Annotated in this window: 17 protein-coding genes; 8 read left to right on the top strand and 9 right to left on the bottom strand. The window is 72.5% G+C overall.

What is annotated here, in order from left to right; translation table 11 throughout:
- Position 1: 1 nt before the first annotated feature.
- The 3 genes from MB828_RS22030 to MB828_RS22020 form a co-directional block, all read right to left on the bottom strand.
- Entirely contained in the window at positions 2 to 1,000 is a 999-nt protein-coding gene (locus MB828_RS22030) for an ABC transporter ATP-binding protein (protein WP_301649687.1), read from the bottom strand.
- Positions 1,001 to 1,180: 180 nt separating this feature from the next.
- On the bottom strand, positions 1,181 to 2,416 hold the full coding sequence (locus tag MB828_RS22025; protein WP_301649686.1) for an ROK family transcriptional regulator: 1,236 nt from the start codon (positions 2,414 to 2,416) through the stop codon (positions 1,181 to 1,183).
- 92 nt (positions 2,417 to 2,508) lie between these two features.
- A complete protein-coding gene (locus MB828_RS22020) occupies positions 2,509 to 3,762 on the bottom strand; it encodes an FAD-binding protein (RefSeq protein WP_301649727.1) in 1,254 nt (417 codons plus the stop codon).
- Positions 3,763 to 3,904: 142 nt separating this feature from the next.
- Here MB828_RS22020 and MB828_RS22015 point away from each other — a divergent pair, with 142 nt between their 5' ends.
- The 5 genes from MB828_RS22015 to MB828_RS21995 all read left to right on the top strand — a co-directional run bounded on the left by MB828_RS22015 (position 3,905) and on the right by MB828_RS21995 (position 9,918).
- The gene (locus MB828_RS22015; protein WP_301649685.1) at positions 3,905 to 4,912 is read left to right on the top strand and encodes a hydroxyacid dehydrogenase; all 1,008 of its coding nucleotides are present in this window, start codon (positions 3,905 to 3,907) and stop codon (positions 4,910 to 4,912) included.
- 29 nt (positions 4,913 to 4,941) lie between these two features.
- Entirely contained in the window at positions 4,942 to 6,030 is a 1,089-nt protein-coding gene (locus MB828_RS22010; RefSeq protein WP_430381413.1) for a LacI family DNA-binding transcriptional regulator, read from the top strand.
- Positions 6,031 to 6,054: 24 nt separating this feature from the next.
- Positions 6,055 to 6,717 carry a pyridoxamine 5'-phosphate oxidase family protein gene (locus MB828_RS22005; RefSeq protein ID WP_301649683.1) on the top strand — a complete coding sequence of 221 codons (663 nt, stop codon included), beginning with the start codon at positions 6,055 to 6,057 and terminating at the stop codon, positions 6,715 to 6,717.
- A gap of 58 nt (positions 6,718 to 6,775) precedes the next feature.
- A complete protein-coding gene (locus tag MB828_RS22000; protein WP_133026453.1) occupies positions 6,776 to 8,095 on the top strand; it encodes a radical SAM protein in 1,320 nt (439 codons plus the stop codon).
- 317 nt (positions 8,096 to 8,412) lie between these two features.
- Complete coding sequence (locus MB828_RS21995; RefSeq protein ID WP_301649682.1) at positions 8,413 to 9,918, top strand: cellulose-binding domain-containing protein; 1,506 nt, start codon at positions 8,413 to 8,415, stop codon at positions 9,916 to 9,918.
- 89 nt (positions 9,919 to 10,007) lie between these two features.
- Here the strand turns inward: MB828_RS21995 and MB828_RS21990 are convergent, their stop codons facing one another.
- The 3 genes from MB828_RS21990 to MB828_RS21980 are packed head-to-tail and all read right to left on the bottom strand — an operon-like array spanning position 10,008 to position 12,855.
- Positions 10,008 to 11,009, bottom strand: coding sequence for an ABC transporter substrate-binding protein (locus MB828_RS21990; RefSeq protein WP_133026451.1), 1,002 nt, complete (start codon positions 11,007 to 11,009; stop codon positions 10,008 to 10,010).
- A gap of 23 nt (positions 11,010 to 11,032) precedes the next feature.
- Positions 11,033 to 12,064: an ABC transporter permease gene (locus MB828_RS21985; protein ID WP_301649681.1), complete on the bottom strand. Its 1,032-nt coding sequence runs from the start codon at positions 12,062 to 12,064 to the stop codon at positions 11,033 to 11,035.
- Positions 12,061 to 12,855, bottom strand: a complete 795-nt coding sequence (locus MB828_RS21980) for an ATP-binding cassette domain-containing protein (RefSeq protein ID WP_301649680.1) — start codon at positions 12,853 to 12,855, stop codon at positions 12,061 to 12,063. The genes MB828_RS21985 and MB828_RS21980 overlap by 4 nt, the downstream gene beginning before the upstream one ends.
- A gap of 200 nt (positions 12,856 to 13,055) precedes the next feature.
- Here MB828_RS21980 and MB828_RS21975 point away from each other — a divergent pair, with 200 nt between their 5' ends.
- On the top strand, positions 13,056 to 14,066 hold the full coding sequence (locus MB828_RS21975) for a LacI family DNA-binding transcriptional regulator (RefSeq protein ID WP_343236185.1): 1,011 nt from the start codon (positions 13,056 to 13,058) through the stop codon (positions 14,064 to 14,066).
- Between the two features lie 94 nt (positions 14,067 to 14,160).
- Here the strand turns inward: MB828_RS21975 and MB828_RS21970 are convergent, their stop codons facing one another.
- The 3 genes from MB828_RS21970 to MB828_RS21960 all read right to left on the bottom strand — a co-directional run bounded on the left by MB828_RS21970 (position 14,161) and on the right by MB828_RS21960 (position 17,784).
- Positions 14,161 to 15,975: a DEAD/DEAH box helicase gene (locus MB828_RS21970; protein ID WP_301649679.1), complete on the bottom strand. Its 1,815-nt coding sequence runs from the start codon at positions 15,973 to 15,975 to the stop codon at positions 14,161 to 14,163.
- A gap of 87 nt (positions 15,976 to 16,062) precedes the next feature.
- Positions 16,063 to 16,266: a cold-shock protein gene (locus tag MB828_RS21965; protein ID WP_046734107.1), complete on the bottom strand. Its 204-nt coding sequence runs from the start codon at positions 16,264 to 16,266 to the stop codon at positions 16,063 to 16,065.
- Positions 16,267 to 16,464: 198 nt separating this feature from the next.
- The gene (locus tag MB828_RS21960; protein ID WP_301649678.1) at positions 16,465 to 17,784 is read right to left on the bottom strand and encodes an acyltransferase family protein; all 1,320 of its coding nucleotides are present in this window, start codon (positions 17,782 to 17,784) and stop codon (positions 16,465 to 16,467) included.
- A gap of 317 nt (positions 17,785 to 18,101) precedes the next feature.
- Here MB828_RS21960 and rsgA point away from each other — a divergent pair, with 317 nt between their 5' ends.
- Together rsgA and MB828_RS21950 are read left to right on the top strand one after the other, a co-directional pair.
- On the top strand, positions 18,102 to 19,196 hold the full coding sequence (rsgA, locus tag MB828_RS21955; RefSeq protein ID WP_301649677.1) for a ribosome small subunit-dependent GTPase A: 1,095 nt from the start codon (positions 18,102 to 18,104) through the stop codon (positions 19,194 to 19,196).
- 87 nt (positions 19,197 to 19,283) lie between these two features.
- Positions 19,284 to 20,666, top strand: coding sequence for a bifunctional transcriptional activator/DNA repair enzyme AdaA (locus MB828_RS21950; protein WP_301649725.1), 1,383 nt, complete (start codon positions 19,284 to 19,286; stop codon positions 20,664 to 20,666).
- The last annotated feature ends 18 nt before the right edge of the window (positions 20,667 to 20,684 follow it).

Below are 20,684 nucleotides of genomic sequence, written 5' to 3'. Positions count from 1 at the left end.
CTCAGACCTCGGCCTTCGCCTGCGCGTAGGCCGCCCGCATGACGTCCTCCAGGTCCGCCTCGTCCACCGCGACGCCCGTCACCTCGTACCGCTCGATGACCAGCTTCAGTGCCTCGTGGACCGTGGGTGCGGCGGCGCCGTCCGGGCCGAACACCACCTGCGGGCCCTCCCGGTGCACCAGCGTGACGCCGGGCAGCGGGCCGACCGGGGTGTGCGCGTCGGCGAGGGTGGCCCGCACCTGCCAGGTCGAGCCGAACCTGCGGCGCATCTCGTCCAGGGTGCCGTCGAGCACCAGCAGCCCGTGATTGACGAGCACCACCCGCTCGGCGAGCCGCTCCACCTCGGTCATGTCGTGGGTGGTCAGCAGCACGGTACGGCCGCGCTCGGCCACCTGGTACCGCAGGAACTCGCGGACCTGCTCCTTCACCACCACGTCCATGCCGATGGTCGGCTCGTCCAGGAACACCACCGGCGGGTCGTGGAGCAGCGCGGCGGCCAGGTCGCAGCGCACCCGCTGGCCCAGCGACAGATGCCGCACCCGGGTGTCCCAGAACGCGGAGAGCTCAAGGAGCTCGTCGAACTCCCGCAGCCGCGCCGCGTGTTCGGCCTGAGGGACCTGGTAGATGTCGCGCAGGATCGCGAACGACTCCCGGACCGGCAGGTCCCACCACAGCTGGGTGCGCTGCCCGAACACCGCGCCGATGTTGCGGGCGTTGCGCTCCCGCTCCCGGTACGGCACCACGCCCGCGACCCGGGCCTCGCCGGACGTCGGCGTGAGGATGCCGGTGAGCATCTTGATGGTGGTCGACTTGCCGGCGCCGTTCGGGCCGAGCAGCGCGAGGAGTTCGCCGGCGGCGACGTCGAAGGAGATGTCGGAGACCGCGTGCTTCTCGACGCGTTCGGGGTTGACAAGGGATCGCAGGGCGCCCGCGAAGCCCGGGCGCCTGACAGTGGTGTGGAAGGTGCGGGACAGACCGCGGACCTCGATGTTTCCGGCCACGCCGGGACCTCCCTCGTTCCGTACACGACGTACGGCCGGTCGGGTGGAGGCCGACCGGCCGCGGATACGTCACGACGTTCGCAGAGCGCCGAAGGGCCCGGCAATGGATTAATCGACGGGCGAATTGGACTGTTCGATCACCGTGCGGGCGGGTCGCTCAGCAGGGAAATGCCGCGTCGGTCACCGGGAAGCGGAGGGTGCCCGGCCGGGGCGTCCGCCGTTGCGCAGCCCCACCGAGCGCAGCGCGCCCTCCAGCGCGAAGGTGGCCGCGCCCAGGCACACCGGGTCGCTGGGGATGGGGGAGAGGACGATCTCGGTCGCGGCGAACGGCCGCCCGAGCGCGTGCCGGCGCACGGCCTCGCGCACCTCGTCGAGCAGCGGTTCGCCGAGCCTGCGGGCCACCCAGCTGCTGAGCACGACCAGTTCGGGGTTGAGCAGGTTGACCAGGTTCGCGACGCCGGCGCCGATGTAACGGGCGGTGTCCCGCACCACCTGGACGGCGACCGGGTCGCCGTCCGCCACGCCCCGGGCCAGCGCCTCGATGGTGGCGGTCTGGTCGTCGGGGCGCAGCAGCGGGCTGTCCGGGCTCGTCTCGCGCAGGTTGAGCATGATGCCGGGCGCGCCGACGTAGGTCTCCACGCAGCCCTGGTTGCCGCAGTGGCAGGGCCGCCCGTCGAGCACGAGCGTCGTGTGCCCCCACTCGCCGGCGCTGTTGCTGACGCCCCGGTGCAGCCCGCCGCCCAGCGCGAGCCCGGCGCCGACCCCGGTGCCGAGGTTCACCACCACGGCGTCCCCGCGCCCGCGGGCCGCCCCGAACCACTGCTCGGCGACCGCGCAGGCGCGCAGCGGATTGTCCAGGTGGAGCGGGTAGGCGATGTGGTCGGAGAGCAGGTCGAGCAGGGGCACGTCGTGCCAGTCCCAGTTGGGCGCGTACTCGGCGACGCCGGTGTCCCGGTCCACCTGTCCGGGCACGCTCACCCCGACCCCCAGCACCCGGGCGCCCTCGATCCCGGCCTGGGCGACCACCGACCCGACGGCGGCGGCCACCTGGCCCACCACCTGCTCGGGCCGGTCGGCGCCGGGACGCATGTCCTCGTCCGCGCGGGCCAGCACGTTCAGCGCGAGGTCGAACAGCTCGACGTGGACGTACGTCTCCGCGATGTCGACGCCGATCAGCGCGCCTCCCGAGGCGTTGACCGCGACGAGGCCGCGGGGGCGGCCGCCCGCGGAGTCCTCGAACCCCACCTCCGTGATCATCCGCAGGTCGAGCAGTTCCCCGACGAGCGTGGCGACCGTGGCCAGGCTCAGCCCGGTGACGGACGCCAGCTCCTGCCGCGAGGTGGGAGATTCGGCGATGATGTGCCGAAGCACCTCATAGCGGTTGGCGGTGCGGATGTCACGTGATGTGTGCTTCACGCGGCGCAAGGCTATGGCCTGGGAAGCGCTTTCGACAAGCCATTACCTTAAGGGTTGGATTAAGTCCGTCTCTCCGCGCCGCCGTGTACGGGTCAGTCCTCCAGGACCTCCGCGACGAAGGGGTTCGTGAACTTCCCTTCGGGGTCCAGCTGCCGGGCCAGGGCGCGGAAGTCGGCGAGCCGCGGATAGCGGTCGCGCAGGGCCTCGCCGGACATCGCGTACACCTTGCCCCAGTGCGGGCGCGGATCGAACGGCTCCAGCGCCTCCTCCAGCCGGCGCACCACCGGCAGCACGGCCGCCAGGTCGTCGATCCAGGTGAAGTGCAGGGCGACCGAGTCCCGCCCGTGGGCCGGACTGAGCCACTGCGGATCGGCGGCGACCGTCCGCACCTCGCAGGTCTGGAGCACGGCGGAGACCGTCCGCCGGATGCCGTCGACCGCGTGCAGCGCGGCCTCGGCCGTCGCTCTCGGCAGCAGGCACTCCGACTGGAGTTCGTCGCCGCTGCTCGGCGTGAACTCGGCGCGGAAGTGCGGGAGCCGCTCGTGCCAGGGCCCCGGCACCCCGAACTGCTCGGTGCAGTTGCCGCCCGGCATGCCCGGTACCGGGTGCATCGCCACCTTGGCGGGCACTCCCCACCCGAACTCCACGGGCGCCTGGTCGGTGCGCCGCTTCACCCACGCCTGCCGGAACCCCGGATCCCGCCAGTCGGTGAACAGGCTCACGCTGTACGCGGCCCCGGCCACGGCCCCGAAGTCCAGCCCCTCCAAGGGCAGTTCCACATGAACGGTCTGCTCGACCTCGTACGCCGGTTCCAGGTCCAGGGTGAGCGCGGTGACGACGCCCAGCGCGCCCAGCGAGGTCACCGCGCCGTCGAAGCGGGCGTCCCCGCGGGCGACGGTCTCGGTCGAACCGTCGGCGAGGACCAGCTCCACCTCCCGGACCGGCGCCGCGAGCGGCCCGTTGGTCACACCCGAGCCGTGGGTGCCGGTGGCGACCGAACCGGCCACCGAGATGTGCGGCAGCGAGGCCATGTTGGGCAGCGCGAGGCCCCGCGCGTGCACCGCGCGGGCCAGTTCGGCGTACCGCACCCCGCCCGCGACCCGTACCGTACGGGCCGCCGTGTCCACCTCGGTCTCCGGCGGCAGCCCGGCGATCGAGACCAGCACGCCCCGCGGGCCGGGGTCGGCGATGCGGTTGAAGGAGTGCCCGCTGCCCAGCACCCGCACCCGTGCACTGCCCGCCACCAGGGACCGCAGCGCGTCGGGCGAGTCCGGGCGGTGGAACTCCGCGGCGGTGTACGTGATGTTGCGCGCCCAGTTGGTGACCGTCTGCACCGGATCCGTCATCTGCGCCGTGCCTTTCCTGTCGTCCTCCGAAGCGGCCGGGACCGGCTCCGGGGAGTGCTTGTCCATTGACCCTCTCATTCGCCGAGACCTACGGTAGAGACCGGTTGCTATCCGTGCGTCACCGAGCCGGAAGGTCACTTCCTTGCCCGAGCGTCCCCAGGCATTGTTCGCCATGACAGCCCAGAACGTGCCGCACATCTTCCCGCCGGAGGTGCTCGCGCGGTTGCGTGAGTGCGTAGAAATCGATCCCACTCTGGTGGCGCACGACTTCACCGATCCCCGGGTCCGGGAGACGCTCGCCCGCACCGAGGTCCTCGTCACCGGCTGGGGCTGCCCGGTCCTGGACCCGGCGGTGCTGGACGCGGCGCCCAGGCTGCGCGCGGTGCTGCACGCGGCCGGCTCGGTCAAGGGCTTCACCACACCGGAGGTCTGGCGGCGCGGCATCCTGGTCTCCTCGGCGGCCGCCGCCAACGCGCTGCCCGTCGCCGAGTACACCCTCGCGATGATCCTGCTCGCCGGGAAGGACGTCTTCGCCTTCCGTGACCTGCTGCGCGGCCGCCGCTCCTTCCCGTACGGCGACATCGTCCCCGGCATCGGCAACTTCCACCGCCGGGTCGGCATCGTCGGCGCCTCCCGCATCGGCCGCCGTCTCATCGAACTCCTGCGCCCCCACGACCTGTCGGTCAGCCTCGCCGACCCCTACGTGGACCAGGCCGAGGCCGCCCGGCTCGGGGTCCCGCTGCTGCCGCTGGACGAGCTGCTGCGCACCTCGGACACCGTCACCGTGCACGCCCCGGGCACCCCCGAGACCCGGCACCTGGTCGGCGCCCGCGAACTCGCCCTGATGCCCGACGGAGCGGTGCTGATCAACACCGCGCGCGGTTCACTGGTCGACCACGACGCCCTCGTCGGGGAACTGCGCACCGGCCGGCTGAGCGCCGTCCTCGACGTGACCGACCCCGAGCCGCTGCCGGCCGACTCCCCGCTCTTCGACCTCCCCAACGCCTTCCTCACGCCGCACCTCGCGGGCTCCCAGGGCAACGAGGTGGCGCGGCTCGGCATCACCGTCGTCGAAGAGGCGCAACGGCTGCTGACCGGCGACGGGCTGCGGTACGCGATCGACCACTCGGTCCTGGAGCGGGCCGCGTGAGGTCCGTCTCGTAGGGTGACGTGAACGACATGACGAAGGGGAGCCGAGCGGTGGCGAAGAGGACCCAGCCGGCACTGAACGGGGACGCGTCGACGGTACGGGACGTGGCCGCGCGGGCCGGCGTCTCCGCGTCGACCGTCTCCCGGGTCCTGGGCGGCACCTACCCGGTGGCCACCGCCACCCGCGCCAGGGTCCTGAAGGCGATGCGCGAACTGGACTACGTGGTCAACGCGCATGCCCGGGCGCTCGGCGGCGCCACCAACAACACGGTCGCCTTCGTCGTGGACGACGTCACCGGCCCGTTCTACGCGCACATCGCCCGCGGGGTCGAGGAGCAGGCCTCCGCGGAGGGCCGGCTGTGCATGCTCTGCACCACGCACGGCGATCCCCGGCGCATCCTCGCCGTCGTGGAGACCATGCGGGAACAGCGGGCCGACGCCGTGATCGTGGTGGGCGGCGCCCTCCAGGACAAGGCCTACCACGACCGGATGACCCACTTCGCGCACGCCCTCGACCGGGCCGGATCCCGGCTGGTGCTGGTGGGCAGGCCGCCGCTCGGCCCGGGCGTCCCCGCCACGGTGGTCGACTACGACAACGAGGGCGGCGCCTTCGCCCTCACCGGCCACCTGCTCTCCGGCGGCCACCGGCGCATCGCCTACCTCGGCCGCGTCCCCGGCCTGTCCACCAGCGCCCAGCGCATCGCCGGCTTCACCCGCGCCCATGAACTCCTCGGCCTCGCCCCCGATCCGGAGCTGATCCTGGACGGTGTCTTCTCCCGCTCCTACGGCTACCAGGCGACCCGTGAACTCCTCGCCTCGGGCAAGGAGTTCACGGCGATCTTCGCCGCCACCGACATGATCGCCACGGGCGTCATCCAGGCGGTACGGGAGGCGGGCCGCCGTATCCCGCAGGACATCGCGGTGGCCGGGTACGACGACATCCCGGTGGCCCGGGACGTCCACCCGGCCCTCACCACGGTCCACGTGCCCCAGGAGGAGCTGGGCCGCGCCGCGGTCCGCCTCGCCCTGCACCGCGACGAACTGCCCGACGGCCAGCACCTGGTCCTGGGCACCCATGTGGTGCTGCGGGAGTCGACACGCAGGCCGGGGGCCCAGTAGCGCGACCCCGGTAGCTTTGGCGTCATGAGCGCAGACCGGCTTCCCGACACCGACCTCACCCGGCACCGCCGGCTCCGTGAGCAGGGCAGCCTCGACCGCGCCGATCTGGAGGCGATCCTGGACGCCGGGTTCGTCTGCCATCTCGGCGTGGTGGTCGAGGGGCGGCCGCTCGTCGTGCCGACGGTGTACGGGCGCGACGGGCGGCAGCTGTACCTGCACGGCTCGGTCGCCAGCCGCAGCCTCGCGGGCGGCACCCCGGTGTGCGTCACCGTGACCCATGTGGACGGTCTGGTGCTGGCGCGGTCGGTCTTCGAGCACGGGGTCAACTACCGCAGCGCCATGATCCACGGCACCGCCCGCAAGGTGACCGACCCCGAGGAGAAACTGGCGGGGCTGCGCCTGCTCACCGAGCACTCCGCCCCGGGGCAGTGGACGTACGCCCGCCGCCCGAACCGGAAGGAGCTGGCCGCCACCACCCTGCTCGCCCTCTCCCTCGAAGAGGCGTCCGTCAAGATCCGTACCGGCGCCCCGGAGGACGGGGAGGGACCGGACGCGGAACTCGGGCTGTGGGCGGGTGTCCTGCCGCTGACCTCAGTCTGGGGTGACCCCGTGACGGATCCCGCACTGCCCCCGAACCACCCCGTACCGGAACATATCGCGCGTCGAGGGGGGACCCGGCACGGCTGACGGCCGGGCGGGGGCATACCGTGAGGAGTCGAACGCCTGAGCCGGGAGGAGACACGGGATGGGCAGCCGTACCGCGCTGGTCGAGGATCTGATGGAGAGGTTCCCGCACGTACCACGGGAAGCCGTCTTCAAGGAGGACCTGCTTCGGGGCGGTGTGGCCTTCGATCCCTCCGCGCTGAGCGACAACGAAGGGGGCGAGGTCAAGCCGAAGTCGTACTTCATCTTCTCCTTCGACCACGGCACCCTGCCGGAGCTGGGCGAGGCCGCGCTGCGCCGGCCCCCGGAGGAGATCATCCTCACCGGCGGCCCCTACGACCTGCGGCGGACCGTGGTCTCGGTGCGGGTGAACCCCACCTCGCCGTACCGGGTCGCGGCCGACGACGAGGGGATGCTCGGCCTCTACCTCGACGGGAAGCGGATCGCCGACGTCGGCGTGCCCCCGATGCCGGAGTACTACCGGCACAAGCTCGCCAACGGGAAGTCCGTGATGGAGGTCGCCCCGACCATCCAGTGGGGCTACCTGATCTACCTGACCGTCTTCCGGGTCTGCCAGTACTTCGGCGCCAAGGAGGAGTGCCAGTACTGCGACATCAACCACAACTGGCGCCAGCACAAGGCGGCCGGCCGGCCCTACACCGGCGTCAAGGACGTGGAGGAGGTCCTGGAGGCGCTGGAGATCATCGACCGGTACGACACCGCGAAGACCTCCACCGCCTACACGCTGACCGGCGGCGCGATCACCAAGACCGTCTCCGGGCGCGACGAGGCCGACTTCTACGGGCACTACGCCAAGGCCATCGAGGAGCGCTTCCCGGGCCGCTGGATCGGCAAGGTGGTCGCGCAGGCGCTGCCGCGTGACGACGTGCAGCGGTTCAAGGACTACGGCGTGCAGATCTACCACCCGAACTACGAGGTGTGGGACGAGTACCTGTTCAAGATGTACTGCCCGGGCAAGGAGCGGTACGTCGGCCGGGACGAGTGGCACAAGCGGATCCTGGACTCCGCCGAGATCTTCGGCGCCCGCAACGTGATCCCCAACTTCGTGGCCGGCGTGGAGATGGCCGAGCCGTTCGGCTTCAAGACCGTCGACGAGGCGATCGCCTCCACCACCGAGGGCCTGCGCTTCTTCATGTCCCAGGGCATCACGCCCCGGTTCACCACCTGGTGCCCCGAGCCCACCACCCCGCTCGGCAAGGCCAACCCGGCGGGCGCGCCGCTGGAGTACCACATCCGGCTGCTCCAGGCCTACCGCCAGACCATGGAGGACTTCGGTCTCTCCTCGCCCCCCGGCTACGGCCCGCCCGGCCCCGGCCGCGCCGTCTTCTCGGTGAGCTCCTTCATGGACAGCCTCCCCGCGCAGACGCCGGTGGAGGCCTGATCCGGAACTGTTCGTACGAGACTTCCGGGAACGGTGAGTCGAATGGCGGTCGCGGTCCGTACAAGAGGCCGGAGTTGTGGGTCACGGCACCGAGTACGGCACTGGGCACGGCACTGAGCACGGCGGCTTGACGCAACACCGGTGACCGATGGTATGGGTGACGGCAAGGAATTGTCGGACGACCATCGGTCACCGGTTTTGAATATGCCGCTTGTCAGTTGTGCAGGAGACGTGAAAAGCTCGGGTCCTGCCGCGAGGTTCCCCCCAACTCCATTGCCGATATGGTGAGTTGACCTCGCATTGGATGCAGGAGACCCATGCCTGACCTGCCGACCCCTCAGGACGCCGCTGAGGCAGCGCTGTTCTCCGAATGCTGGGACGCGGTGCTCTCCTATGCCGACCTGTGCACGTCCGGCTCTCTGACGGCCAATCAGCTGGCCACCGAGGCCTTCACGCTCGGCATGCGCGAGGCCCGTGAAGCGGACTTCGCGCCCCCGCGCACCAGCGGACGGCGCGCCGCCCGGCTGCCGATGATCCCGCTGCTGCTCACCGCGGTCCGCAACACGGCCGCCGGCTGGGAGGCGCAGGGACTCGGGCACAAGCTCGACCCGGACCTGAGGCTGTGGCTCAACTCCGAGAAGGCCGCGCGCTACACGGGCCTGCCGTTGCAGCGGCCCGTCGCCCTGCGCGGCCTGCGGGACATGCAGGAGGCGGACGCCTCGCTGCTGTGGCTGGCCGAGGTGGAGGCGCTGCCGCTGCCCTCGGTGGCCCGCCGGCTCGGTCTCGACCCGGCCGTCGCCGCCCAGGAACTGGAGCAGGTACGCGGACTCTTCCGCGACCGCGCCCACCGGGCCCATCTCGACACGCCCATGGAAGCGGAGTGCCGCAGCTACGCCCGGCTGCTCGACGCGGTCACCCGCTCCTCGGCGGCCGACACGCCCGACGACCTCTCCCGGCACCTCGCCACCTGTGTGCAGTGCGCCGAGGCCGCCGCCTGTCTGCGGCTGCACGGCGGCGGACTGCCCGCGGCGCTCGCCGGCGGGGTCATAGGCTGGGGCGGCCTCGCCTACCTGGAGCGCCGCCGCCGTGCCGCCGAGGTACGGCTCGGCGCGGGCCGCCCGGCCGCCCCCGAGAGCGACGGCGGCGACCCCAAGGAGGGCGCCGGCCGGAGCAAGGTGCTGCGCCACGGCCTGCTCGGCGCCGCGGTGCTGATCTCGCTGGTCGCGCTCGGCGTCTCGATGATGCCGATGGGCGGCGGCGCCGGCGACGACACGGCCGCCGCCTCCCACGACGACCGTCAGCCGGTCGCCGATCCCACCTCCGTCCTGCCCTCCGCCTCGGACCCGGCGCCCACGCACACCGCCTCGGCCGCCCCGTCCTCCTCGGCCACCACCGGCAAGCAGCACAAGAACCCCGACCCGGAGCCGCAGGGCACCTCCTCGTCCACCGCGAGCACCGGCCCCGACCACCGGGCCACCAGCTCCGCGAGCCCCACCGCCCCGACGGCGCGCACCTGCCACGCCTCCTACGACCTGGTCAACCAGTGGACCGACGGCTTCCAGTCCACCGTCACCGTCACGACCACCCAGGCGCTGTCCGGCTGGCGGGTCGAGTGGTCCTTCCGGGACGGCCAGAAGGTCACCCAGATGTGGGATGCCACGGTCAGCCAGAGCGGCGGGCAGGTCACCGCCGACGCGGCCGACTACAACCAGTCGGTCTCCGCGAACGGCAGCCTCTCCTTCGGCTTCCTCGGGACCTGGAGCGGCGAGAACTCCGCGCCGTACGCCTTCACCCTGAACGGCGAATCCTGCTCGCTGAGTTGAGCCGCTCGTACGACCTGCGGCCGGGCGGACCCACGAGGGCGGGTCGACCCGGCCGCTGACGGTATGTCAGAGTGCTGCCGAGTACCGCGTCAGCACTGCGACTTGTAGAAGTACTTGCTGACCGAAGCGTCGTTCATGTTGTCCTTCGTGATCGCCACCATGTCGGTGCCGATCGACTTGCTGACCGACTTGCCCTCGAAGGCGTCGGCGAGCTGGTCCACCGCCTGCCTGCCGATCGCCGCCGGGTCCTGCGCGACCAGCACCTGGAGGGTGCCCGCCTTCAGCGCGGCGACCTCGTCCGGCTCCGCGTCGAACGCGGCCACCTTCACCGCGCCCTGCTTGCCGGCCTGCTTCAGCCCGGTGGCGATACCCGTCCCGGTGTTGGTGTTGCCCGCGAACGCCCCGCCCAGGTCCGGGTGGGCGGCGAGCGTCGACTGGATCTGGGAGGCCGCCGTGGCCGGCAGGTCGTTGTCGTAGAGCGTGGGCAGCACCTTGATGTTCGGGTACTTGCCCATCTCCTCGGTGAAGCCCTTGATCCGCGCGTCGGTCGTCGACACGCCGGGCTTGACGCTGATGACGATGACCGAGCCCTTCTCGTTCATCAGCTTCGCCAGCGCGTCGGCGGCCACCCGGCCGCCCTTCTCGTTGTCCGACGAGATCCTGGTGATACCGACGGAGTCGTCGCTCACCGTCGTGTCCACCAGCGCCACCTTGGTGCCGGCCGACTGGATCTGCTTCAGCGACGGCGTCAGCGCGCTGGTGTCGACCGGCGAGATCAGCAGCCCGTCCGGGCGGGCCGCCGCCACCGAGTCGAGCAGCGGGCGCTGCACCGACACGTCCCACTGGGCGGAACCGTCGGCCGTGAAGTCCATCCCCTTGGCCTTGGCCTCCTGCTGCGCCGCACAGGTCATGGTGATGTAGAACGGGTCGCTCTTCACCCCCGTGATCAGCCGCACCTTCTTGCCCTTGGCGCCGCCCGAACTCCCCGAGCCGCCACCGTCGTCCGACGAGCCGCACGCCGAGGCCGCGCCCAGGGCCAGCACCGTGCCCACCGCGACCAGCAACCCGCGCCTGCTGCGAATGCTCCCCATCACAGAGTTCTCCTTGTCCCTCGTCATGCGCGTTCCCGGGTCTTCCTGCGCAGCTGGTCGACGTACACGGCCACGACCAGGACCACGCCCACCGCCACGTCCTGCCAGTACTGCTGGACGCCGATCACGATCAGCCCGGTGGTCAGCACCGCCGGGATGAACACGCCGATCACCGTGCCCAGCACCGAACCGCGGCCGCCGAACAGGCTGGTACCGCCGAGCACCACCGCGGTGATCACCTTCAGGTTGTCGGTGGAGTGCCCGGCGATCGACGTCGTACCGTACGAGGCCAGCCACATCACCGCGCCGAGCCCGGCCAGCAGCCCCATCAGCCCGTACACCTTCACCAGCTGCCGGCCCACCGGAATGCCCGCCCGCCGTACGGCAGTCGGGTTCGAACCGATGGCGAGCGTGTGCTCGCCGAACCGGGTGCCGGCCAGCACCGCGCCGAACAGCGCGGTCACCACCGCGGCCAGGATCACCATCCAGGGGATGCCGAGCACCTTCCCGAAACCGAGGCTGTTCTGCAGATGGGTGGAGGCCGCTCCGGCGGGATCCTGGCCACCGGTGGCGAGTTCGGCGATCCCCAGCGCCGCGCCCAGCCCGCCCAGCGTCACGATCAGCGGCGGCACCTTGCCGCTCGCCACCACCGCGCCCTGTAGCGCGCCCCACGCCGTGCCCACCGCCAGCGCGATGACGACACAGAACGCGACCGTGCCCCAGCCCGAATTCGGGCCGCCGTGATGGAGGTTGTACTCACCCGCCGCCACCGCGGCCAGCACCAGCACCGAACCGATCGACAGGTCGATGCCCGCCGTGATGATCACGAACGTCATGCCGACACCGAGCACCAGGTAGATGGCCGCGTTCACGGCGATCTGGGTGATGTCGTACGTGGTGAAGAACTTGCCCGGGGCGGCGATGGTGAAGAACGCCACCAGGGCCACCAGGATCACGAAGGTCCACAGTTCGTTGAGGGTCGCGGCACGCCGGAGCCAGTCCGGCACGCCCGGACGGCCGTCGACGGCCGCCGCCTTCTGGCTCTCTGCGGTCATCGCACGCCCTCCGCTTCCCTGCCCCCGTTCGGGCCGTCCAGTGACCCGGTCATCGCCCCGACGAGCTCCTCGATCGTGGTGTCGGCCGCGGTGTACGACGCGACGCGCCGGCCCAGCCGCAGCACCTCCACCCGGTCCGCCACCGACAGCACCTCGGGCATGTTGTGGCTGATCAGCACGACGCAGATGCCCCGGTCGGCGACCCTGCGCACGGTCTCCAGGACCCGGGCGCGCTGGACGACGCCCAGGGCCGCGGTCGGCTCGTCCATGAAGATGACCTTGTGTGCGAAGGCGACCGCGCGGGCCACCGCGACGGACTGCCGCTGACCACCCGACAACGTTGTCACAGCAGCCGTCACATCCTTCAGTTCGACGCCGAGTTCGGCGAACGCCCGGACCGCCTCCCGGCGCATCGCGGGCCGGTCGAGGACGCCGATGCGGCCGAGCAGCCCGCCGCGCACGATCTCCCGGCCGAGATAGAGATTGGCCGCCGCGTCGAGATCGGGGGCGAGCGACAGGTCCTGGTACACCGTCTCGACGCCGTGCCGCTGGGCGTCCATCGGGCCGGAGAACCGCACCGATGCCCCGTCCAGGCGGACTTCGCCGGCGTCGGGCGCGAGGACGCCGGACAGTACGTTCACCAGAGTGGACTTGCCGGCGCCGTTGTCGCCGATCAGGGCGACGACCTCGCCGGGATATGCCGTGAAATCGGCGCCCGAGAGCGCCTCGACGTGGCCGAAACGTTTGACCACGCCGTGTGCGGTGAGCAGTGGTTCCCTTGCAGAGGCCATGTTGTGCCTTCTGGTTGGTATCGTTAACAGCTTGGCTGATTCTTGGGGCGCCCACAGCGGGGTGTCAAGGGTGGTGCACACGGCCGGCCGTCGCGCCGCCGGGCCCTCAATTTCCCTTATTTGCATGGCGGTTGATATGCCGCCGAGTTGGTAACGTTAACGAGTCGACGCTCAAACGTGACGCAGGTGGAGGACGTGGCGTGGCAGCCACCCGGCCGACCATGAAGGACGTTGCCGCGGAAGCGGGCGTCAGCGCGATGACGGTGTCCCGTGTCGTCAACGGCGATTCGGCCGTCGCCCCGCGGACCGCCGCACGGGTGGAGGCCGCGGTCCGCAAACTGGGCTACCAACGGGACGACGTGGCCAGGCAGTTGCGCCGCACCCATGAACTGAGCCAGACCATAGGGCTGTTGGTCGACGATGTGGCAGACCCCTTCATGGCGGCGGTCGCCTCCGCCGCCGAGGACGTGGCCCGGCAGCGCGGCAGCGTCATGCTCATCGGCTCCAGCCGGGCCGACCTGCGCCGGGAGCGCGAGGTGATCGCCGCGTTCACCGCCCGCCGTGTCGACGGGCTGATCCTCACCCCGGCGGCCGGCAGCCACCGGTTCCTGCGCCCCGCCCAGGTCCAGGGCACGAAGATCGTCTGTGTGGACCGGGCGGCACCCGGCCTGGACGTGGACGCCGTGGTGGTCGACAACTTCGGCGCGGTGCGGGAGGCGGTCGGGGCGCTGGTGGCACACGGCCACCGCAGGATCGGGTACGTCGGGGACAGGCCGGAGATCTGGACGTTCGGCGAACGCCGGCGGGGCTATGCCGCGGCGCTGGCGGCGGCGGGGATCGCGGCGGACCCGGCGCTGGTCAGGGAGGGCGCGCGGTCGGGGCCGGAGGCGGCGCGGGCGGTCGCCGGGATGCTGGCGCTGCCCGACCCGCCGACGGCACTGCTGGCCGGCAACGAGATCCTCGCCTTCGGCGCCCTCGCCGAGCTCCCGCCGGGCCTGGCCTTCGTCGGCTTCGACGACTTCGCGCTGGCCGCCCGGCTGACCCCGCCCGTCACGGTGATCGCCCAGGACCCGGTCGCCCTCGCCACCAGCGCGGCCCACTTGCTGTTCGCCCGCATCCACGGCGACGCCTCCCCGGCCCGCACCGTGGTGATGCCGACCCGCCTGATCCAACGAGGCTCAGGCGAAATCCCGGGCCCGTTCGCCGCGTAGGGCCGCCGGGCGGAGTGCTCACGGGCGGGATCCGGGAAGCTCGCCCGGGGGCCCGGGGGCCCGGGGGCCCGGGGGCCGGGGGGCCGGGGTCCGGTCAGTCTCCGCGGGTGGAGGTGCCTCTGGTGCGGGTGGCGGAGCCCCTGGTGCGGGAGGCGCCGCCGGTCGTGCGGGCCGGGGAGCCCGCGCCACGCTGGGTGGCGGCCGACGTGCCACGGGCGCCGGCGCCCGTCGCCCGGTTGCCCGCCGACCTCGGCTGGGCGGCGGCGCCCGCCGTACGGGACGAGCTTCCCTTCGTGCTGCGGGAGGACGTGCCCCGGGTCTGGCCGGTGGACGCGGTCCGGGCCTGACCGGTGGACGTGCCTCGGGCCTGACCGGTGGACGTGCCACGGGCCTGACCGGTGGACGTGCCTCGGGCCTGACCGGTGGACGTGCCACGGGGCTTGCCGGTGCCGGTGCCGGTGCCGGTGGCCTGGCCGGTGGTGTTCGCCGTCCGGGTCGTGGTGTCCGGGGAGCCGGAGCCGCGGGTGCCGCCGCGGCGGCGGGTGGACCGGCGGCCGGTGTCGGTGCCGGACCTGCGGTCCGGGCGGGACGACTGCGGGGGCGTCGGCTGCGGGACCTCGATGGTGACGGGCACGCCGGAGGGCTCGCGGGCACCGGTGAGGGTGGCCAGTTCCGCGTCGCCCGACGTGACGCGGGCCGTCCGGGGGCGGATGCCGGCGTCGGACATCAGCCGGGTGACGTCCCGCTTCTGGTCGGGCAGGACCAGGGTGACCACACTGCCGGAGCCGCCGGCGCGGGCCGTGCGGCCGCCCCGGTGCAGGTAGTCCTTGTGGTCGGTGGGGGGATCGACGTTCACGACCAGGTCGAGGTCGTCGATGTGTATGCCCCGGGCCGCGACGTTCGTCGCCACCAGCGCCGTGACCTGGCCGTTCTTGAACTGCTCCAGGGTCCGGGTGCGCTGCGGCTGGGAGCGGCCCCCGTGCAGCGCGGCCGCGCGCACACCGGCCGCCAGCAGCCGCTTGGTGAGCCGGTCGGCGGACCTCTTGGTGTCGAGGAAGAGGATGACCCGCCCGTCACGGGCCGCGATCCGCGTGGTGACGGCCTTCTTGTCGGTCTCGTCCTGCATGTGGAGCACGTGGTGCTCCATGGTGGTCACGGCTCCCGCGGACGGATCCACGGAGTGCACCACGGGATCGGTCAGGAACCGCTGCACCAGCCGGTCGATGTTGCGGTCCAGGGTGGCCGAGAAGAGCATGCGCTGCCCGCCGGGCCGTACCAGCTCGATCAGCTTGGTGATCTGCGGCAGGAAGCCCATGTCGGTCATCTGGTCGGCCTCGTCCAGCACCGTGACGGCGACCCGGTCGAGCACGCAGTCACCGCGCTCCACGAGGTCGTTCAGCCTGCCGGGGGTCGCGACCAGCACCTCCGCGCCGCGCCGGAGCGTGGCGGCCTGCTTGGTGATGGAGAGCCCGCCGACCACGGTGGCCACCCGCAGGTTCACCGCGGTCGCGTACGGGGTCAGCGCGTCCGTCACCTGCTGGGCGAGTTCCCGGGTGGGCACCAGCACCAGGGCGAGCGGCGCCCTGGGCTCCGCGCGCAGCCCTGCCGTGCGGGCCAGCACCGCCAGACCGAACGCGAGGGTCTTGCCCGACCCGGTACGCCCCCGTCCCAGCAGGTCACGGCCGGCCAGCGAGTTGGGCAGGGTGGCGGCCTGAATGGGGAACGGGTCGGTCACGCCCTGCGCGGCGAGGGTCTTCAGCAGCCCTGCGGGCATGTCCAGGGCCGCGAAGTCCTCGACGGCGGGAAGCGGGGGCGTCGTGCTTTCCGGCAGCCGGAACTCCGTCGACGACGATGCGGCGGGTCTGGCCGGGGCGGTGCGCCGGTTCGGCTTCTGGGGCCTACGGGACATGCGGTGGTCTGCCTTCCTGGAAACAGCACAAACCGGGGTCCGCACCTTGACGGTGCGGACCCCGGTCAGCGGATACGCGTCCGGTGATCAGGCGGGGACGATGTTCTCCGCCTGCGGGCCCTTCTGGCCCTGCGTGACGTCGAAGCTGACCCGCTGGCCCTCGAGGAGCTCACGGAAGCCCTGGGCGCTGATGTTCGAGTAGTGGGCGAAGACGTCGGGGCCGCCGCCGTCCTGCTCGATGAAACCGAAGCCCTTTTCAGAGTTGAACCACTTCACGGTTCCCTGTGCCATGACATTCTCCTTCAGTAGGCAGAGGCCCCATCCGGAGAAGCCGGAAAAACAAACAATGCGCCTGATGGATGAAGCATTCCCGTCAGGCGCACATAAGTTCATGGGTACCACAACTGCGACTCAATGACCGTAGCACAGCTCGCCGGACCGTGTCGGTGAACGCGCCGCCGTTCACCCGGTCGGCTCCTCACATCCGGTTCACACCCGGTCCGTCACACGGGGCACCGCGGACCGGCCGGGACGGCGGGCCGCGGTCCACCCGGTGAGCAGCACCAGCGCGGTGCCCAGCGTCAGGCCCGCGGCGGGCAGCAGGGGGAGCCGGCCGTCCGGCGCGAAGCCCCGCACGGCCAGCCGGCTCAGGGCGGCGACGGTCATGGCCAGACCGAGCCACAGCGGCCAGGCGCGCCGCAGGCCGGCGTCCGGACTGGTCCGCTCGTACAGCACGCCCAGCCCGCGCTCCAGCGGACCGAGTACGGTCACGACCCCGGCCAGGACCACCCCGAGCACCAGCAGCCACGGCAGCCGCAGCGCCCACCAGGCGGCCGACCCCACACCCGGCTCGGGCGCGAGGCCGGTCAGGTAGAACGCGGCGGCGGCGACCAGCACCGGCAGCATGTGCCACAGGTACAGCGTCATGCTGGCCGCGCCCACGGGACGGACCACGCGCCACACCCGCTCGCGCTCCAGCAGCCGCCGTACCGGAGGCGCCACGAGCAGACACAGCCCGGCCTGGGCCACCACCCACGCCAGCATCGCGGCCGACGGCGGATCGGTGTTGCCGGGGTGCTGCCCGGTGACCAGGATCAGGCTGACCGGGAACGGCCCGAGGGTCACCAGCGCGGCGAACGCGGTCACACCGCCCGCCGCCATCACCGTCGGCAGGAGCCGCCGCCCGGTCAGCAGCCCGTCGCGCCAGCAGAAGCCCAGCTGATAGGCCACCCCCCAGACGAGCAGGTAGTCGAGCAGCCCCACGTACGGCACGTGCTCCCGCACCACGAGCACGTCGACCACCAGGGCCGCCGCACCCATCGCCGGCGGCACCCCCGCCCCCCAGCGCCGGTGCGCCGCGTACATCACCGGTGTCAGCGCGCTGAGCAGGAGGTACACGGGCAGGAACCAGAACTGCATCGCCATCGCCCAGCCCACCAGCGCCAGGGTGTCCGCGTCCACGCCGGCCGCCGCGCCGACACCGACGGCGAGCAGCACCAGACCGCTGTAGACGCCGACCGGCAGGAGCAGCCGCAGGGCCCGCCGCCCCAGCCATCCGGCGGCGGTGGCGCCGCCCTCCCGGGCCCGCGCCCAGGAGCCGCCCGCGGCATGGCCGCCCGCCAGGAAGAACAGCGGCATGATCTGGAACGCCAGGGTCAGCCACTGGGTCCAGGGCACGGTCGCCAGCAGCTCCGGGGCGACGATCCGGCCGTCCGGCTCCCGGACCAGGACGGTGATCAGCCAGTGGCCGAGGACCACCAGCCCGATCGCCCACGCACGCAGGAAGTCGACGTAGCGGTCTCGGCTCATGAGCGGACATGCTGCCGCAGCCCCGGCGCCGACGGGCCGGGACGCCCGTGCCGCAACCATTCCGTGCCCGGTACGACACCCCCCGCACCACCGGCCCGTAATTCGTTGGCGCTCCTCCACGCGCGCCCCTAGGCTGAGCCCCGCTTCACGCAGTGGCCGAGGGCCGCTGCCGTCTGCCGAGCGGGACAACAGGAGGTGTGACCGATGGCTGTCGTTGCGATGGGCGCTGCCCGTGACCAGAAGTTCATCCATGCCACCTCCGCGGCCACCGGCTGACCAACTCTCTTTCCCGGGGCCGCCCTTGTGAAGGGTCACCCTTGACTTCCAGCTCTGCTGACCTCTCCGCGCTCGCTCCCTACGGCTGGGACGAGGCCTGGGCGACGGAGTTCGCCCCCTACGCCGCCGAAGGCCTGCTGGCCGGGCGCGTCGTCCGTGTCGACCGCGGGCAGTGCGACATCGTCACCGCCGGCGGGACGCTGCGCGCCGACACCGCGTTCGTCACCCCGCACGATCCGCTGCGCGTCGTGTGCACCGGTGACTGGGTCGCCGTCGAACCCGGCGGCAACCCGCGCTACGTACGGGCGTGTCTGCCGCGCCGTACCGCCTTCGTGCGCTCCACCTCCTCCAAGCGGTCCGAGGGGCAGATCCTCGCGGCCAACGTCGACCACGCCGTGGTCGCGGTGTCCCTCGCCGTCGAACTCGACCTCGGCCGCGTCGAACGGTTCCTGGCGCTGGCCTGGGAGTCCGGGGCGCAGCCGGTGGTCGTACTCACCAAGGCTGACCTGGTCCCGGACCCGGTGACCCTCGCGCACCTCGTCCAGGACGTCGAGGCGACGGCACCCGGCGTGCCCGTCCTGACCGTCAGCGCACTCGCGGGCGAAGGCCTCGACGTCCTCGTCGCCCTCGTCGGCTCCGGTACGTCGGTGCTGCTGGGCCAGTCCGGCGCCGGCAAGTCCACGCTCGCCAACACGCTGCTCGGCGAGGACGTGCTGGACGTCCGGGCGGCCCGGGACGTGGACGGCAAGGGCCGCCACACCACGACCACCCGCAACCTGCTGGCGCTCCCGGGCGGCGGCGTGCTGATCGACACGCCGGGTCTGCGGGGCGTCGGCCTCTTCGACGCCGAGGGCGGGGTCGGGCAGGTCTTCTCCGAGATCGAGGAGCTGGCCGACGGGTGCCGGTTCGCCGACTGCGCGCACCACAGCGAGCCGGGCTGCGCGGTCCGCCTCGCGGTGGAGAACGGGGAACTGCCGGTGCGGCGGCTGGAGAGCTACCGCAAGCTCGTGCGCGAGAACCAGTGGATCGTCGCCAAGACGGACGCGCGGCTCCGGGCCGAGATCAAGAAGGACTGGAAGAAGAGGGGAGCCGAGGGCAAGGCGGCGATGGAGGCGAAGAGGGGGCGGTGGGAGTAGCCGTCCTGGGGTGGGGACGGAGGCGGGAGTGCCGTGTCCGTTTTCCGCCAGTGCCGTGGTCCGGCGTCGCTCACACTGGAACGCGTGATGGACGAGGACACCAGGTACGAGGCGGTGCGCAGCCGGGACGCGCGGTTCGACGGCGCGTTCTTCTTCGCCGTCGAGACGACCGGGATCTACTGCCGCCCCAGTTGCCCGGCGGTCACGCCGAAGCGGCGCAACGTGCGCTTCTTCCGCACCGCCGCCGCGGCCCAGGGCTCCGGCTTCCGGGCCTGCCGGCGCTGTCGCCCCGACGCCGTCCCCGGCTCGGCCGAGTGGAACGTCCGTGCGGACGTCGTCGGCCGGGCCGTGCGGCTGATCGGCGACGGCGTGGTGGACCGGGAGGGCGTCGGCGGCCTCGCCGACCGGCTGGGCTACAGCGCACGCCAGGTGCAGCGGCAGCTCACCGCGGAGCTGGGCGCCGGGCCGGTCGCCCTGGCCCGCGCCCAGCGCGCCCACACCGCACGCGTGCTGCTCCAGACCACCGGGCTGCCGGTCACGGAGATCGCGTTCGCCAGCGGGTTCGCCAGTGTGCGCCAGTTCAACGACACCGTCCGCGCCGTGTACGCCACGACCCCGAGCGCCCTGCGCGCGGCGGCGCCCGGCGGCCGCGGCGCCCGGCGGGGCGACCCGGTCGCCGGGATCCCGCTCCGGCTCGCCCACCGCGGCCCCTACCAGGCCGGCCCCGTCTTCGACCTGCTGGCCCGCGAGGCCGTGCCCGGTGTGGAAGAGGTCACGGGCGCTCCCGGCGCCCGCACCTACCGCCGTACCCTCCGGCTGCCCTACGGCCATGCCGTCGTCGCCGTCGAGGAGCGGACCGCCCGTGCCGCCGCGGGGACCGGCGCCCACCCCGGCGGCTGGCTCGACGCCCTGCTCCGCCTCAGCGACCCGCGTGACCTGACCACCGCCGTGCAGCGCCTGCGCCGGCTGTTCGACCTCGACGCCGACCCGTACGCCGTCGACGAGCGGCTGGCCGCCGACCCACGGCTCGCTCCGCTGGTCGCCGCCCGGCCGGGGCTGCGGTCGCCCGGCGCCGCGGATCCCGCCGAGGCAGCGGTACGGGCGCTGGCCGGCCCCGCCGCCGAACGGCTGGTCCAGCGGTACGGCAAGACACTGGACGCCCCGTCCGGAAGCCTCACCCACCTCTTCCCGGACCCCGCCGTGCTCGCCGGGGCCGAGCCCGCGGGTGCGCTCGGCGAGCTGACCGCGGCGCTCGCGGACGGCACGGTACGACTCGACCCGGGCGCCGACCGGGACGCGGCGGAGGCGGCGCTGCGGGCCCTGCCCGGCATGTCACCGGCGGCCGTCGCCGTGATCCGCGTCCGCGCGCTCGGTGACCCCGATGTCGCCCCGCCGGACCTGGACGTACCGGAGGCATGGCGGCCGTGGCGCTCGTACGCCGTCCGGCACCTGCTCGCGGAAGGCCCGTAGAAGGCCCGTGGAACGCCC

Origin of the sequence: Streptomyces arenae (assembly GCF_022343545.1) — a bacterium.
GTDB classification, from domain to species: domain Bacteria; phylum Actinomycetota; class Actinomycetes; order Streptomycetales; family Streptomycetaceae; genus Streptomyces; species Streptomyces humi.
This window is presented reverse-complemented; position numbering and strand designations above follow the sequence as displayed.

What these genes read in the sequence shown, in the direction of transcription:
- MB828_RS22020 (WP_301649727.1), bottom strand. Translation starts at nt 3,762, where the DNA reads ATGACGGATCCGGTGCAGACGGTCACCAACTGGGCGCGCAACATCACG.
- MB828_RS22010 (WP_430381413.1), top strand. Translation starts at nt 4,942, where the DNA reads ATGACGAAGGGGAGCCGAGCGGTGGCGAAGAGGACCCAGCCGGCACTG.
- MB828_RS22005 (WP_301649683.1), top strand. Translation starts at nt 6,055, where the DNA reads ATGAGCGCAGACCGGCTTCCCGACACCGACCTCACCCGGCACCGCCGG.
- MB828_RS22000 (WP_133026453.1), top strand. Translation starts at nt 6,776, where the DNA reads ATGGGCAGCCGTACCGCGCTGGTCGAGGATCTGATGGAGAGGTTCCCG.
- MB828_RS21995 (WP_301649682.1), top strand. Translation starts at nt 8,413, where the DNA reads ATGCCTGACCTGCCGACCCCTCAGGACGCCGCTGAGGCAGCGCTGTTC.
- MB828_RS21990 (WP_133026451.1), bottom strand. Translation starts at nt 11,009, where the DNA reads ATGGGGAGCATTCGCAGCAGGCGCGGGTTGCTGGTCGCGGTGGGCACG.
- MB828_RS21985 (WP_301649681.1), bottom strand. Translation starts at nt 12,064, where the DNA reads ATGACCGCAGAGAGCCAGAAGGCGGCGGCCGTCGACGGCCGTCCGGGC.
- MB828_RS21980 (WP_301649680.1), bottom strand. Translation starts at nt 12,855, where the DNA reads ATGGCCTCTGCAAGGGAACCACTGCTCACCGCACACGGCGTGGTCAAA.
- MB828_RS21970 (WP_301649679.1), bottom strand. Translation starts at nt 15,975, where the DNA reads ATGTCCCGTAGGCCCCAGAAGCCGAACCGGCGCACCGCCCCGGCCAGA.
- MB828_RS21965 (WP_046734107.1), bottom strand. Translation starts at nt 16,266, where the DNA reads ATGGCACAGGGAACCGTGAAGTGGTTCAACTCTGAAAAGGGCTTCGGT.
- MB828_RS21960 (WP_301649678.1), bottom strand. Translation starts at nt 17,784, where the DNA reads ATGAGCCGAGACCGCTACGTCGACTTCCTGCGTGCGTGGGCGATCGGG.
- MB828_RS21950 (WP_301649725.1), top strand. Translation starts at nt 19,284, where the DNA reads ATGGACGAGGACACCAGGTACGAGGCGGTGCGCAGCCGGGACGCGCGG.